This window comes from Heyndrickxia coagulans 36D1 (genome assembly GCF_000169195.2).
GTDB classification, from domain to species: domain Bacteria; phylum Bacillota; class Bacilli; order Bacillales; family Bacillaceae_C; genus Weizmannia; species Weizmannia faecalis.
Map to the genome: position 1 here is coordinate 729826 of NC_016023.1, position 14580 is coordinate 744405.

Below are 14580 nucleotides of genomic sequence, written 5' to 3' on the forward strand. Positions count from 1 at the left end.
CTGAAGGAATCCGGCTTCTATTTCACTGTTGTGCCAGCTTTCGTGTATGAAAAAGCCTGCTCAAAATCGGCAATCAGATCATCCGGATTTTCGAGGCCAACCGATAAGCGCAACAAGCTGTCGGAGATGCCGCGTTTTCTTCGGTCCTCAGGCGGCATTGCGGTGTGGGACATTTTTGCCGGATAAGACAGAATCGATTCTACAGCGCCGAGGCTGACGGCAAAGACCGGAATTTTTACATGGCTGACGAATGTCCGGAGCGCTTCCTCATCTTCCAGTTCAAACGACAATACCGCGCCCGGCCCTTGTGCCTCCAGCTTTTGAAGCGCATGCTGCGGATGGTGCCCGAGCCCCGGATAATACACGTTTCGCACAAGCGGATGCGCATCGAAGAAATGTGCGATTTTCACCGCTGACTGCTGCGATTGGAGCAGCCGTACATGCAACGTTTTCAACCCGCGCAAAACGAGCCATGCATCCTGGACGCCGAGCACCGCCCCGAATGAATTTTGCAAAAAGCCGAGGCGCGCTGCCAATGCTTCATCTTTTACAACCGCAAGCCCGGCGACGACATCGCTGTGCCCCGCTAAAAATTTCGTCGCGCTGTGCAGCACGATATCCGCCCCGAGTTCAAGCGGTCGCTGCAGGGCAGGCGTTAAAAAGGTGTTGTCGACAAACGTAAGCGCCCCGGTTTCCTTTGCCAGTTCACTCACCGCACGGATATCCGTCACTTTTAAAAGTGGGTTTGAAGGGGTTTCTACATAAAAAGCTTTCGTGTTCGGGCGGACGGCCTGCCGCACTTCTTCAAGGTTGGTCATATCCACAAATGTATGTTCAATGCCAAGCCGGGTTAGGACTTCCGTCACCATCCGGAACGTGCCGCCATACACATCTTCGGTGATGACAACATGGTCGCCCGCCGACAAAAGCAGAAACGCTGTTGAAATCGCCGCCATCCCGGAAGCAAATGCGAAACCTTTGACGCCGCCTTCGAGTTCGGCGATGACATCCTCGAGCGCTTCCCTCGTCGGATTGAGCGAGCGGCTGTAATCGTATTTACCGAACTGGTCAATGTCCGCCTGGTGGTATGTCGAAGCATGCTGGATCGGCACACTTACCGCACCGGTCGCCGGGTCTATTTTGTGGCTGTTATGTAAAAGCCTCGTTTGAAAAGAATAATCTTCATTTGTCATCGTGTTTGCACCCCTTCGTGAATGTTGGCAAAAGCTTTTTCAATATCTGCAAGCAAATCGCGTTCATCTTCAATTCCGACTGAAAAGCGCAAAAGGCAATTGTCTACGCCTGAGGCAATCCGTTTTTCTTCCGGAATGTCGGCATGCGTCTGTGTAGCCGGGTAAGTGATAAAACTTTCCGTCCCACCGAGGCTTTCGGCAAATGTAATTAAAGACAGGCCGCGTAAAAACGGGTCGACCCATGATTCTTCTTTTACACGGAAAGAAAGCATCCCGCCGCGGCCTGGATACAGCACATCTTTTACATCCGGATGCGCGCTTAAAAATGCCGCCACAGCTTTTGCATTTTTTTCGTGTTTTTCCATCCTAAGCGCCAGCGTTTTCATGCCGCGCATCAGAAGCCACGAATCAAACGGGCTGAGGGTGGCGCCGGCACCGTTATGGTACAGAAAAAGCTGCTCGCAAAGTTCAGCACCCTTTGCCACGATCAGACCGGCCAGCACGTCGTTATGCCCGCCAAGATATTTCGTCGCGCTATGGACTACAATATCAGCGCCTTCTTTAATCGGCTGCTGCAAAAGCGGGGTGTAAAAAGTATTGTCTACAATCAGCAGGATTCCGTGCCTTTTCGCAATTTCAGCCACTGCGCCGATATCCGTCTGCTGCATGAGGGGGTTTGTCGGCGTTTCGAGGAAGATGGCTTTCGTTTTCGGGGTGATCTCTTGTTCAATATTTTCCGGGTTGCACGTATTCACGTACTTACAACAAAGCCCCCATTTTTTATATCCCTGCTCCAGCAGGCGGTAGGTGCCGCCATATAAATCATCACTCACAATCCACTCATCGCCGGCCTGGAACAAAGATAAAACAGTGAAAATCGCAGCCATGCCGGAACTGCACGCAAACCCGCGGTCCCCGCCCTCCAGATCCGCAATCGCTTCTTCAAGCAACTGACGCGTCGGGTTGCCGGTACGGGAATAATCGAAACCGGTTGACTGCCCAATGCCTTCGTGGCGGTAAGCGGTAGAAAAATAAACAGGCGGGTTCACCGCACCTGTCACGCGGTCACTGCGATTTCCGATTTGTGCAAGTTTTGTTTCTGTATGATACATGATGGACACTCCCTCACTTAAAATCAAAAAGCCTTCTCCAATAAGAAGAAGGCCATTCCTTTCGTACATGAACCATCTTCTTATCTTTCAAGTTATGATCCCATAACTTGCAGGACTTAGCACCTTTTCAATGCGTAAAAGCATTGAAGGTTGCTGAGGCTTCATCGGGCCATTCCCTCAACCTCTCTTGATAAGAAAATACCAATATGAAATTTGCCATCAACGCCGCAAAAGAAATTACACAACGAACCTAAAAATTGCTTACGTTCAATTTATCCCTTTTTTTCGGATTCGTCAAGCTTTTTTTAAATTTTGTTTTTCTTATGGATAATCCATATGGTGAGAAAATAAAACAGCAATGATGAAAGGAGAAGCGTAATGACTCCGTCTGTAGTATTGATATACTCATTCCTGAATTTTGCTGCACTTTCTCCATTCACTATATTCGGCACATCCACAAATGTAAAAGGGATGATATGCATAACAGCATACAACTTTGTCTTAAATCCGCTCATCATTTCCTCGAAACAAAAACAAGCCACCAAAACGAGCATTAGAAGCAATTGATTTCGAATAAAGGTATTTAAAAACTGGGTGAAAACAGAAATAAATAATAGAAGACATAGGATTAGTAAAAGCGATCTGCCCAAAAACCGGGCAATTGAAATCCACAATACTTCCGTCCCATTTAGATTGATCGCCACAGGGTACTTCCAACTGCCCAAATGGCTTATGATGCTGCCAATAATGAGCGCAACAACCAGGATAACAATCGTGATGGCCAAGCTGTAAACAAATGAAGTGAAGATTCTCGCATCCAATATTTTCTTGAGCTTCACTGGCAAAACATTCACAAAATGATTAATACCGCCTTGTTTGTCTCTTGTTGAAATATCACCAATTAAAACAGCAATGAGAAGAGGCATTAAGAACGGGAATACGTAAAAAAGAATGCGATATGTAAAGTTAATACCCGGGGTTTCGAAAGACTCTATTACCGGATGAATATTTTGTTTAAGCAGAATGGTATTGAGCTGTATTGCTTTTTCTGTCTGCGGAACAATTTTTTTATTACCAAAAACAATTTTTCCGGCATTAATCCCGGCAATTAATTTTTTATCTAAAGCGATCTGCAATTTCAGTTCTTGCTTCCAATCCCCTGCTTCATGAGCTTGTATTTGTTCTGTACGAAGGCGTAACTCCTCCTGCAAACCCGCAAGTGCTTTCTTCTTTGCTTCACTCTTATTTGGATTTGATTCCATGTGTGAAATGGCATTTTCCAGTAAGGATTTGTTATCCTGATATTCATTGAGCGGGTCCGTTCTCTTTGCTCCTACGAAAGTAATTGCAAACAAAACGAAAACAATCAAAATAGCAGCAATAAAAACAGTCATATTTTTTTTATTTCTAATGAATCGCAATGTCTCTAACTTGATTAGCCCCATTTATCTTCACCTTCGTATATTTCCTCATAAATTTGTTGGCTGCCTTTTTGCCCAATGAAAAATGATTTAAATTTCATGTCTTGTTCGAATGCCTGATTTACCACAAAGGAGCTTTTACTCGAATCTATCTCCGCCCATACTTCATTGGCTGTGGCATTTTTAATCTCTTCATCTTTAAACAGGGAAAGAACTTTATCTGCATCATTCCCATTCTCTAGCTTAATGATGATGTATTTATTAAAGTCCGGATTATTTTTTCTGCTTTCGTAAACCATTCTTCCTTGCTTTAAAAAGATGACACGATCACATAATTCATCAACATTGTTCAGAATATGGGAAGAAAATAATACAATTTTATTTTCGTCTCTAAGTTGCTTAATGGATTTGCTTATCAGTTTAATATTGGATGGGTCCAGCCCATTCATCGGCTCGTCCATCAATAGCAAATCACAAGAACTGATCAAGCACATCCCAAATAGCAGCCTTTGCTGCATGCCAAGCGAATATTTTGAAACCCTTTTGTCGATATAGGAACCCATGCTTAATTTTTCAATAACAGCGCCACATTCTTGTTTGCTCTCCCATAATCTTTGTACAAGTTTTAAATGCTCTCTCCCTGTTAAATTTGGATACAATACTGTATGGTCTTGCAAAAAAAATATTTTTTTAAGGATTTTTTCCCGATGCATTTTATAATTCATGCCGTAAATACTGATTTCGCCTTTTGAAGCAGGAATCAGGTTGGATATCGCATTTAAAAGCGTCGTCTTGCCGGATCCATTTGGAGCAACCAGGCCAATAATCTCCCCTGGTTCAGCAGAGAAACTTATATCTTCCAAAATTTTCGTCTTCTCTATCTCTACTGACACATTGTTTACCCTTAACAAAACAATCCCTCCCCCGTTAATTCACAAGATCTTATCACCTATTTTAATAGGCCGCAGCGCCATTGTCACCGAAATTTTTGCGTGGTGTCACCGAAAAAACAAACTGCTGCTGCGCAAATATTGGCGGCAAACACCAAAAAAAGCGGTATTCTTTATGAATCCGCTCTATCCATTCAAAAAAATTTTTTTCTTGTTCTTTTGCTTATATAGTCTGGACCAAATCCTGAATATGGAGCATGGCAACCGGTTTCTGGCCGGTAACAACCGGGAGCACTTTGAAAGCGTGGTCTTCCATTATCCGCAATGCTTCCGCTGCCAGCTGATGCTCACTGACGCAAACCGGATATTTTGTATACAAATCTGCTACTTTTTTGTCCAGTACTTCATGGCCGTTTAAAAGCTCACGCCGGATATCGCCGTCCGTTAAAATGCCGGCCAGCCGTCCCCGATCATCAATAACTGAAACAGCCCCCGCCCCCGCTTCCGTCATCATAAATAATGCTTCCTTTATGCCGGTGTCCATTCCGGCAACCGGGTTCATGCTTTTCCGTTTAGCCACATGGCCAACCGTGAGAAGCAAACGCCGGCCAAGCGAGCCACCGGGATGGAAGAGCGCAAAATTTTCAGGTTTAAAATCCCTTGCCTTCAAAAGGGCAACCGCAATTGCATCCCCGAGCGCAAGCGTGACGGTGGTTGTAGAAGTCGGCGCAAGGCCGAGCGGGCACGCTTCCTCAACTTCACCGATATCCATCACCAGATTCGAACGCCGCGCCAGTGTCGACTTGCGTGAACCGGAAATGGCAATCATTTTTGCGCCGATCCTTTTGATGGAGGGGATCATATTTAATATTTCCGACGTTTCCCCGCTGTTGGAAATGGCAATGAGGATGTCTTCTTTTGTTATTTTTCCAAGATCGCCGTGCAGTGCTTCTCCCGGGTGAAGGAAAAATGCCGGGGTACCGGTGCTTGCAAATGTGGAAGCAAGTTTCCGGCCAATGATGCCCGATTTCCCCATTCCTGTAAAAATGACTCTGCCTTCGCACGCCAATATCATTTCAATGCCTTCATTTATACGAAAATTGATCCGGTCTTTCAGCTTTAAAATCTCATTGGCTTCTTTTTCCAGTACCTCACGGACGCTTTCGACATAATTGATGCTTCGTTTGAAATCTTTTAACATCGTATTCACCTCCGTTAATGGATGTTTGCTGCCGTTTGTTCTTTTATCATGCGATCAATTTCAATAACTGGCTTTAACATTTCTTCAAGATCATCCAGTTTCACCATATTCGGGCCATCCGACCAGGCCTGGTCCGGATCAGGATGGGCTTCAAGAAACAACGCATCGATCCCGCAAGCCGCCGCTGCCCTTGCGAGATACGGGACAAACGCACGCTTTCCGCCTGTTGAAGTCCCATTTCCGCCCGGTATTTGGACACTATGGGTGGCGTCAAACACGACCGGATACCCTAATCTGCGCATTTCCGGAAGTGCACGCATATCCACCACCAGGTTATTGTAGCCGAATGTCGAACCACGTTCTGTAAGGAGAATTTTGTCGGTGCCGGATTCTTCCAGTTTTTGAATGACGTTTTTCATATCCCAAGGCGCCAGAAACTGCCCTTTTTTGACATTCACGATTTTGCCCGTCGCGGCGGCGGCAAGCAGCAAATCGGTCTGGCGGCAAAGGAAAGCGGGGATTTGCAGTATGTCGAGTACTTCCCCGGCTGCTTTTGCCTGGTGCGGCTCATGAATATCGGACGTGACCGGTACGCCAAATACATTTTTAATCCGGTCAAGTATTTCGAGCCCTTTTTCCAGTCCCGGGCCCCGTTTGGAAAAAATGGATGATCGGTTGGCTTTGTCGAAAGAAGCTTTAAAAACGAAAGGAATGCCGAGTTTTCCGGCAATGGTTTGAAGGGTTGCGGCTGTTTCCATGGCCATCGTTTCACTTTCAATTACGCACGGGCCGGCAATCAATACAAGCGGTAGACGTTGGCCGAAAGCTATCCGGCTGTTCAGTTGGACCGTTTTCATTTGCTCACTCCTCATTTTTAAGTTTTCACGTGTCTTTACTCCTTCTGCTGCAGGTTACAAATATTATCCTTTAGAAAACCGCACAGGGCAAGGAATGTGTAAAGAATATTCACAAACTTTTTGTTTTTATGTAAGGTTATCTCCAGGAAATATAAAGCACAAAACCGGACAAGTTTTGTGCTTTATAACGCGGATGGCGGGTAAAGTCTCCTTCGGGGAATGGCTGGGAAAAATATTTCTCTTACAAATGGTGGCGGCAGGGGCTCAATTATTTTATAAATGCCATTAACTCATCAGCCGTTTTGCTTTTGATGACTTTTTGCACAACAGACCTGTTTTCGATAATCGAAATGAGCTTTTTATACATATCATCTAAATCCGTTTGCGTGCCTTCTTTAATATTCAACAAGCAAACAAATTGAACCATTTGCTGCTCATGCCAATGAATAGGGCTTTTTAGCGTACATACTGTCCAAAACGTTTCCTTCGTTACGGGCACCATTGGATGGGGAATGGCTACGAGATTTCCAAAACAGGTTGGCGTAATCGACTCCCTTTCTAAAACAAGGTTTACATAATCCTTCGGTACAAGCTTCTGCTTATACAGTTCATCACATAAAAATCGAATCACGCTTTCCTTATCCTGCAATGCTAGTTGAAGAAAAATTCTTGAAGGATGTAAATATTTCTCTGCCACATTTTGCGTCCTAGATAAAAAACCATTTATAGCTTGAATGTCTTTGTCTTCCAAAAAAGTATTCACAACTTGGACCGGGACGCCAAAATCCTCCTTTATAGGGACAGTGCTAATGATCAAGTCAATAAAAGATAAATCATATGATGATAAATTGTAATAATTAATCGTATCGGCAATTTCAATTTCTTGGCCATACAAATTTTGCAATCGGTAGGATAGTAATTTTGCACTCCCTACGCCCGATGCGCAAACGATGAGTACTTTTTTTATTTTTTTCTTGTTTAATTTCATTCGTTCGAGAGCAACACCAATATGCAGCGCAATATAGGCAATTTCATCTTCAACCACTTCCATTCGCAAATACTCTTCTATACATTTGCTTGCAATAATGGCGCCTTCAAACGCAGCCGGGTATTTTTTCTTTATATCGTTTAATAACGGATTCCGAATATTCATTTTGTACCGCAATCGGTTCATTGCAGGACGAATATGCAGCGTTAGCGCCTGAATAAACTCGCGGTCTTGGCGAAAGTCCCAATTCAATTCAGCCTTTAAACGAGCTAACATACAATTTATAATCGTTCCGGCTTCATCAAATTTACTAAACTCGGCCAGCTCCTTCTTGTGTAAAAGTTTGGTTCCTAATAAATGAACAATAATATAATCGATTTCTGTCTCAGGAAAAGTTAACGAAGTAAAATCTTCAACTTCTTTTATAATTTCATTCGCCACAATTTTTTCAAATGGATGATCATCGACCAGAACATCAGCCAGCTCTTCAATAACAAAGCCTTCTTGAATTCTTCTGCAGGCGATAGCAATATGCGTTGCTAAATTTTCCAAAGATATATCGGAGATTTCAATTTTATATTTATTAACCTTTTGGACGATTACTTCTTTAATCTTTTTAAATAGTTCCGGATCAATGAGTTGTAAACAATCCTCCTTCAAAAATGCCTCCTGGTTCCGCTCCAACAATAAATTAGACAAACACAAACGTTTCATATATTCATCGCCTTCAACCTTTGAGCCGTAGTGCGGGCGGTTGATTAGCTTTAAATGATATTGATCAAGAATTTCTTTTACCATCTTTAAGTCATTTTGCAATGTCGATAAAGAGACGAACATCTCATCTATAAAACTTTCAATTTTAATAAAATCGGTTTCTAACAATAACCGGCGTAAAATATAGAGAACTCTCGTATCTTTATCAGTGAAGTCACCCGCTAAATGATGTTCCTCCGTAGAAATCTCATTGAGTATTTTTGAAAAAAGCCCGGCATCTAATACTTTTACGCTATATCCCAATCCTCTGGTCGATTCAATTTGAAATCCGTGTGATGCTGTATTATTTTGCATGAGCTTAATTTCGTTTCGTATCGTTCGGTCACTGACGCCTAATTCTTTTGCCATCCAGCTTGCAGTAACGGGTTCTTTTGACTTAGATAAAAGGATTAATATATCTTTCTGCCGTTTTGATAGGATAGCCAATGCCAACAACTCCCTTTTACATGGATTACTAAGATTTTTGGCAAAGGAAGAGCTGTAGTTTTCGGGAAAACATTTTTCGGGCTGTGATGTAATCGTTGAAAAAACCAATGCTTGTTACTTTGCAGCCTGTCATATCGTAGCTTTCCTTATAACTATTGCTTTTTCACCGGGAATTTCTATTTTCTTCCCGTATATGAAAAAATGGAGTTTTATTGTAACTCCATTTTTTCATGCCATGATTGAATATGATTCTTATGATTCTTATTGTAAACGTGAGAAAAACGACCTTCCTAAAAGTTAAAGCTCTTCTCCATTTGTTTTTATGACATGCTTATACCATTCAAATGACTTTTTCTTTTTTCTTTCTAAAGTTCCGTTCCCTTCATTATCTTTGTCCACATAAATAAAACCGTAACGTTTTTCCATTTCTCCTGTTCCAGCACTCACTAAATCTATACATCCCCACGGTGTGTAACCCATTAAATCAACACCGTCAAGTTCAACCGCCTTTTTCATTTCTAGAATATGATCGCGAAAATATTGAATACGGTAATCATCGTTAATTGTACCATCCTCTTCAATGACATCCCGCGCGCCAAGTCCATTTTCTACAATAAATAAAGGAATATTGTACCTTTCATATAAAGCATTTAAGGAATAACGAAGGCCGACCGGATCAATTTGCCAACCCCAATCACTGGCTTGAACATAAGGATTGCGAACGACGCGGCCAAACTCTCCATCAGGCTGGCTGTCTTCTACTTCACGGGCGCTGACTACTTTAGACATATAATAGCTAAATCCAATGTAATCTACTGTTCCTTCTTTAAGAATTTGTTCATCTTCCTTTGTATATTCAATTTCAAATCCGTTTCTTTCCCAGTATTTTTTCGTATAATCAGGAATCGTCCCGCGAACATGTACATCACCAAAGAACCAACGATTATGCATCGCTTCGGTGGCAAGCATCACATCGTCCGGATGACAAGAATATGGGTATACAGGTACGAAAGAAAGCATACAACCAATCTTAAAGTCAGGATTAATTTTGTGGCCTAATTTAACGACTTTTGCGCTGGCAATTAATTCATAAAGCGCTGCCTGGTACATGGTTTGTTTCCGGTTTTCACCTTCTTCATATTTAATTCCTGAGTTTGTGAAGCTTGCGAAATCCATGCTCGTATCTGCTTGATTATTGATTTCGTTAAAGGTCATCCAATATTTTACTTTATCTTTATAACGTTTCATGACTGTCTCAGAAAATTTCACAAAAAAATCAATACATTTCCGGTTCCTAAAACCCCCATATTTTTTCACAAGATGATAAGGCAATTCAAAATGAGATAAAGTAATAACAGGTTCAATATGATATTTTAATAATTCATCAAACAAATCATCGTAAAATTGCAAACCTTCTTCATTTGGCTCATCATCATCCCCGTTTGGAAAAATTCTTGTCCAAGCAATAGAAGTACGGAAACATTTAAACCCCATTTCTGCGAACAGTTTAATATCTTCTTTATAACGGGAATAGAAGTCGATTGCTTCATGGTTAGGATAATAGTAACCTTCTAATACACCATCCGTAATTTGCCGTGGAACACCATGTCTTCCTGCAGTCATTACATCAGCAACACTTACACCTTTTCCGCCTTTATTCCACCCGCCTTCAAGCTGGTGGGCTGCTACTGCTCCGCCCCATAAAAAGTTTTCCGGTAAAACGCCTTTTGACATTGTAAACCCTCCATCATTTATCTTATTTGGTTTCCTGAACGAGAAAAGTTAAATAAGAAGGCGATTTTCCTATGAAGAACCGCCTTCTTTCATTCACCCGCAGTGCAACATCGTTTTCATAGGATAATTCTACATCTTATTTTTCTATTTCAAGATTAGGATCAGAGTACAGATTCTCCGCCTTTTTCTTGCTCAACTAACTTCTTATCATATATTCTGATGAACGGAAGATATATGATAAACGCGACCACACCACAAATGAGTGAGACAACTGGCGCCATAATGCTCCCACCTGTTCCAATGAAAGCCCCGATACCGATTGGCGTTGGCCATGGCACTTGTGCAATAAGTGGCGCAACAATGTGCAATTTAATTGCAAAATAACCAATTGTCGCAGTAGCCATAGGCGCTAAGAAGAATGGGATAGCCAGGTATGGATTATAAACAATTGGTAATCCAAACAATATTGGTTCATTAATATTAAAAATGCCAGGAGCAAGGGATGCTTTTCCTAGTATTCTCAATTGCTGTGACCGGGCCAAAAATGCAATAAAGATACATAATCCTAAAGTCGACCCGGAACCGCCCATAATGACAAATGAATTTTGGAACTCGCCGGCGAATGGAATATTTGCCCCATGAATATTGGCTTCCATATTTGCCAAAGTAATTGGCGTCAGGAAGGCTCCGATAATATTCGCCCCGTGAATACCTACGATCCAGAGTGCATGGATTAAGAAGTAAATCACCATCAATCCCAGCCAGCTGCTTGCGATATTCGTAACAAAGCTAAATGGAACAGCGACAACTTTAAATATATCTGTACCTAAAGCTACAAAAATACCATTGATGATTAAGATCACAAAAGCGACTAAAAATGCAGGGATTAAAGCTGTGAACGATCTGGATACCCCTTCCGGAACAGCTTCCGGCATTTTAATCACCCAATTTTGTTTTACACATAACCGGTACAACTGGACAGCAATAACAGAAACAATAATGGCCGTAAATATACCTGAAGAACCTAAACGGCTTACACCACTGTCGCCCATTTCCCAACCAAAAATAATATGAGTCGTATCATTCATTTTTTGGATAAGTGACATTTTTCCATTGCCTGCAACCAATTCCGGAATCGTCATAAAGAAAGCAAACATGGATAATAAAGCCCCATTTAGCGGGTTTACATTTATCCCTTCTTCTTCAGCATATATTTTTGTATACTCATAACCAATAACAAGGTTGAAATATAATGCTAAAATTCCCATTGTTGCTTTATTTGCCAGCATATACAAGTCACTAATTCTAAAGAAAGTATTATCGAAAAAGCCTTGCAAAAATGTTAAAGTCTGTGGCAATACGTTCAACACCAAGAACATGGATCCTACGATTGTAAATGGTATTGAAGCCATCCCGGCAGCCATTACCGCCCGGACAAATCGAAAAGATGCTACTTTCCCCATAGGACCCATCAGATACCTTTCAAGAAAAGTAAATGCCTTATTTTGTTCTGACATAAAGACCCCTCTTTTCTATTATTAACGAATCGCTTTTTCATACTCCATGATGCGTTGAAAATGCTTGTCTTCATCATGTGTAATTTGGTATAACCGATAAAGGATGAAAGCGCTTAAAAATATCCCGGCAATCAAAACAGCTAAAATTAATACTTTTGACTTATTTTGATTGATTAAAAATGGATATAAATGAGCGAAAGATGACGAAAAACAACTTGGCAACAGCAAAATCACATTTGCAATGAGCAAAGTCATAAAACAAAACTTTGTGTATTTAGCATGATTTGTCGGGCTGCTATAAATCTTTACTTGTTCCGCAACGCTCAATATGACAACGATGATCAACGCCAATGGAAGAAGGTATAGTAACGAATGACTCACGACCAATGAAATTAACCAATATACATTTGTAAAGAAGAATATTGCGGTAACATATCTGACAAGCAAATACCGGTTATAGTACATCGATTTAAGCATTTGGTTTTTTTGATTTTTTTCAAATAATGCTCTTTCTACGTCATTCATAAAAATCCCTCATTTATTAAAAATATGGCTCCCCGCTACTCGTTAAAGCTTAAGCTATCCATTACCTCCAATCCAAAAGACATCTTATCGGGTATCTTGCTTGAAGATCACCTTCCTTCCGACTATCCATAAATTTTGGCATTTCCGGGTGAGTGCATTGTAAATAGCGAAGACCCATTTTTTAATCACATAAGCAAATCAATCATTTGGCAGTTCTTGCAAGATTAAATTTCCTAATTTTTCAACACCCATTGGAATCGGAATATAGGCTTGCGGCGGAATGTTTACAACTGGCTTTCCTACGCGTTCTCCGGCTTCCTTAAGCTTTTGAAAATACATCTTTGTTTGTGGGCTGACTAAATATAAATCAAAGTCCCCCTTTTCAATCATCTTATTGCCTTCATTTGCTGAGACAGCATCCACTTCAATATCCTTACCTTTTGTTTTAAAAAATTCAGTTGTCTTCTTCGCCATTAAAGAAGATGACATGCCTGCTGCACAAATAATTAATGCTTTTTTCATTATAAATGCCTCCAATTGGTTTTTTATTGTGATTTAAACTTGCTTATCAATGAATTAATGACTTCCGTTGCTTTTAATGGCCCGCTTGTGCCGCCAATCATACATTTTTCAAACAGCAAACTTGGCAAATTTGTTAGCAATTTCGACATTCAAGTTCATTTGTTTTTTTATAAAGTTCAATGATTTCTTTTGCCAGGTCAATCACTGTCATGGCATTCATTAAATGGTCCTGTGCGTGTATAAGCAATATACTGATTTCGAATTTCTCCCCACTGGCCTCCCCCTTTATTAGGTCTGTTTGAAAACGATGAGCGATTGTCATGGCTTCGTTGGCTTCTTCAATTTTTTGTTCAGCTAATTTAAACTCACCTGCTTTAGCAAGATTTATGGACTCCGCAGCTAAGCTTCGGGCATTTCCGCCATTTAAAATAATTTGAAAACTAATTTCTTCTATGTTCAATGTCATCACCCTTAGTTTAAAAATTGTCGTTTCTTCACCCTTTTTGTCGCATAATATACATCATTGTTACTTACTGTTGAATCACAAATAGTAAAATATCCTTGCTGTAACACTTAAACACTGTTTAATGCCCCTCTTTATCATCAGCCGCTTACCTTAATTCAATATTAATATGGAAACGGTTTCACTTTAACCTAAACTCTTTCCTTAGCGCAACGGAAATCATTACTGGAAAAAATGAAGTAACGGAAAAAGGAATCCGGGATCAAGTTTCTACTTTCTCGCCATTAACATGACTGCCACTTTTTTCAATAAAGCATGGCATCAAGCTTTTAGACATACCTCTTTGTTTATCGTACTTACCAATCCCGGCCTGGCATTTCAAAAAAGGAAAGTGCGGCAAGCAGAAGGCAGTTTGCAGCATTTTAAGAACCTGCATTAAAAGTTACAATTGGAAAGATTTTCTGTACAGAATGCCTTCATTTCCCGATTAACGGCTGCAGAAGCGGGTAATGATATAGTACAAACACCAAAAGGAGGGACCGTTATGGATCATGCAAAGGCGTTAGTGATAAAGTTTATTATGGTCGCAGTTGTGTTGGGCATCATTTTATCCGCCATCTTCAACATGCCGTTTGGCGATATGATCGCCACCAGTGTAGTACTGACCATTCTTGCATATGTCCTGGGAGATTTAATGATTTTCAAACGGGAAAATGAACGCGAGGAGGATACGCAAAGAAATATCATGGCGACCGTCGCCGATTTTGTTCTGGCGTACCTTGTCGTGTGGCTGATGGGCAGATCACTCGCCCCGGACATGGACAATCTGTTATGGGCGGCGCTGGCTTCGAGCATCGTCATTGCAGCCGGCGAATGGTTCTTCCATAAATATTTACACCATCTTTTCCATCACACGCCTGACCGTGAATATACCGGATACGGCGGTGACTGATTGAA

The 14580-nt window shown here is 41.4% G+C and carries 13 protein-coding genes and 1 riboswitch; of the genes, 1 reads left to right on the forward strand and 12 read right to left on the reverse strand.

Annotation, left to right across the window (positions count from 1 at the left end; all coding sequences use genetic code 11):
- Nucleotides 1-17: 17 nt before the first annotated feature.
- From metC to BCOA_RS20715, 12 genes are all read right to left on the reverse strand, one after another.
- Nucleotides 18-1193 carry a cystathionine beta-lyase gene (gene metC, locus BCOA_RS20660; protein WP_014096049.1) on the reverse strand — a complete coding sequence of 392 codons (1176 nt, stop codon included), beginning with the start codon at nucleotides 1191-1193 and terminating at the stop codon, nucleotides 18-20.
- Nucleotides 1190-2305, reverse strand: coding sequence for a methionine biosynthesis PLP-dependent protein (locus BCOA_RS20665; RefSeq protein ID WP_041818213.1), 1116 nt, complete (start codon nucleotides 2303-2305; stop codon nucleotides 1190-1192). The genes metC and BCOA_RS20665 overlap by 4 nt, the downstream gene beginning before the upstream one ends.
- Nucleotides 2306-2382: 77 nt before the next feature.
- Nucleotides 2383-2502, reverse strand: a riboswitch (SAM riboswitch).
- 108 nt (nucleotides 2503-2610) lie between these two features.
- Nucleotides 2611-3750, reverse strand: a complete 1140-nt coding sequence (locus tag BCOA_RS20670; protein ID WP_014096051.1) for an ABC transporter permease — start codon at nucleotides 3748-3750, stop codon at nucleotides 2611-2613.
- Nucleotides 3741-4637, reverse strand: a complete 897-nt coding sequence (locus BCOA_RS20675; RefSeq protein ID WP_014096052.1) for an ABC transporter ATP-binding protein — start codon at nucleotides 4635-4637, stop codon at nucleotides 3741-3743. Before BCOA_RS20675 ends, BCOA_RS20670 begins: the two co-directional genes overlap by 10 nt.
- A gap of 202 nt (nucleotides 4638-4839) precedes the next feature.
- Nucleotides 4840-5817 (reverse strand): KpsF/GutQ family sugar-phosphate isomerase, encoded by a 978-nt coding sequence (locus tag BCOA_RS20680; protein ID WP_014096053.1) that lies wholly within the window; start codon nucleotides 5815-5817, stop codon nucleotides 4840-4842.
- Between the two features lie 14 nt (nucleotides 5818-5831).
- Nucleotides 5832-6674, reverse strand: a complete 843-nt coding sequence (gene kdsA / locus BCOA_RS20685) for a 3-deoxy-8-phosphooctulonate synthase (RefSeq protein ID WP_014096054.1) — start codon at nucleotides 6672-6674, stop codon at nucleotides 5832-5834.
- A 268-nt stretch (nucleotides 6675-6942) separates the two neighbouring features.
- Complete coding sequence (locus BCOA_RS20690; RefSeq protein ID WP_014096055.1) at nucleotides 6943-8862, reverse strand: BglG family transcription antiterminator; 1920 nt, start codon at nucleotides 8860-8862, stop codon at nucleotides 6943-6945.
- 297 nt (nucleotides 8863-9159) lie between these two features.
- Nucleotides 9160-10596 (reverse strand): 6-phospho-beta-glucosidase, encoded by a 1437-nt coding sequence (locus BCOA_RS20695; protein ID WP_014096056.1) that lies wholly within the window; start codon nucleotides 10594-10596, stop codon nucleotides 9160-9162.
- A gap of 161 nt (nucleotides 10597-10757) precedes the next feature.
- The gene (gene celB, locus BCOA_RS20700) at nucleotides 10758-12113 is read right to left on the reverse strand and encodes a PTS cellobiose transporter subunit IIC (RefSeq protein WP_014096057.1); all 1356 of its coding nucleotides are present in this window, start codon (nucleotides 12111-12113) and stop codon (nucleotides 10758-10760) included.
- Nucleotides 12114-12134: 21 nt separating this feature from the next.
- Entirely contained in the window at nucleotides 12135-12638 is a 504-nt protein-coding gene (locus BCOA_RS20705; RefSeq protein ID WP_014096058.1) for a hypothetical protein, read from the reverse strand.
- A 198-nt stretch (nucleotides 12639-12836) separates the two neighbouring features.
- Nucleotides 12837-13160, reverse strand: coding sequence for a PTS cellobiose transporter subunit IIB (locus BCOA_RS20710; protein WP_014096059.1), 324 nt, complete (start codon nucleotides 13158-13160; stop codon nucleotides 12837-12839).
- A 133-nt stretch (nucleotides 13161-13293) separates the two neighbouring features.
- Nucleotides 13294-13626 carry a PTS lactose/cellobiose transporter subunit IIA gene (locus BCOA_RS20715; RefSeq protein WP_041817903.1) on the reverse strand — a complete coding sequence of 111 codons (333 nt, stop codon included), beginning with the start codon at nucleotides 13624-13626 and terminating at the stop codon, nucleotides 13294-13296.
- Nucleotides 13627-14167: 541 nt separating this feature from the next.
- On the opposite strand from BCOA_RS20715, the gene BCOA_RS20720 reads away from it, so the two are divergent.
- Nucleotides 14168-14575, forward strand: a complete 408-nt coding sequence (locus BCOA_RS20720) for a YndM family protein (RefSeq protein WP_014096061.1) — start codon at nucleotides 14168-14170, stop codon at nucleotides 14573-14575.
- Nucleotides 14576-14580 lie beyond the last annotated feature (5 nt).

What these genes read in the sequence shown, in the direction of transcription:
- BCOA_RS20710 (WP_014096059.1), bottom strand. Translation starts at nt 13,160, where the DNA reads ATGAAAAAAGCATTAATTATTTGTGCAGCAGGCATGTCATCTTCTTTA.
- kdsA (WP_014096054.1), bottom strand. Translation starts at nt 6,674, where the DNA reads ATGAAAACGGTCCAACTGAACAGCCGGATAGCTTTCGGCCAACGTCTA.
- BCOA_RS20665 (WP_041818213.1), bottom strand. Translation starts at nt 2,305, where the DNA reads ATGTATCATACAGAAACAAAACTTGCACAAATCGGAAATCGCAGTGAC.
- BCOA_RS20720 (WP_014096061.1), top strand. Translation starts at nt 14,168, where the DNA reads ATGGATCATGCAAAGGCGTTAGTGATAAAGTTTATTATGGTCGCAGTT.
- metC (WP_014096049.1), bottom strand. Translation starts at nt 1,193, where the DNA reads ATGACAAATGAAGATTATTCTTTTCAAACGAGGCTTTTACATAACAGC.
- BCOA_RS20670 (WP_014096051.1), bottom strand. Translation starts at nt 3,750, where the DNA reads ATGGGGCTAATCAAGTTAGAGACATTGCGATTCATTAGAAATAAAAAA.
- BCOA_RS20705 (WP_014096058.1), bottom strand. Translation starts at nt 12,638, where the DNA reads ATGAATGACGTAGAAAGAGCATTATTTGAAAAAAATCAAAAAAACCAA.
- BCOA_RS20715 (WP_041817903.1), bottom strand. Translation starts at nt 13,626, where the DNA reads ATGACATTGAACATAGAAGAAATTAGTTTTCAAATTATTTTAAATGGC.
- BCOA_RS20695 (WP_014096056.1), bottom strand. Translation starts at nt 10,596, where the DNA reads ATGTCAAAAGGCGTTTTACCGGAAAACTTTTTATGGGGCGGAGCAGTA.
- BCOA_RS20680 (WP_014096053.1), bottom strand. Translation starts at nt 5,817, where the DNA reads ATGTTAAAAGATTTCAAACGAAGCATCAATTATGTCGAAAGCGTCCGT.
- celB (WP_014096057.1), bottom strand. Translation starts at nt 12,113, where the DNA reads ATGTCAGAACAAAATAAGGCATTTACTTTTCTTGAAAGGTATCTGATG.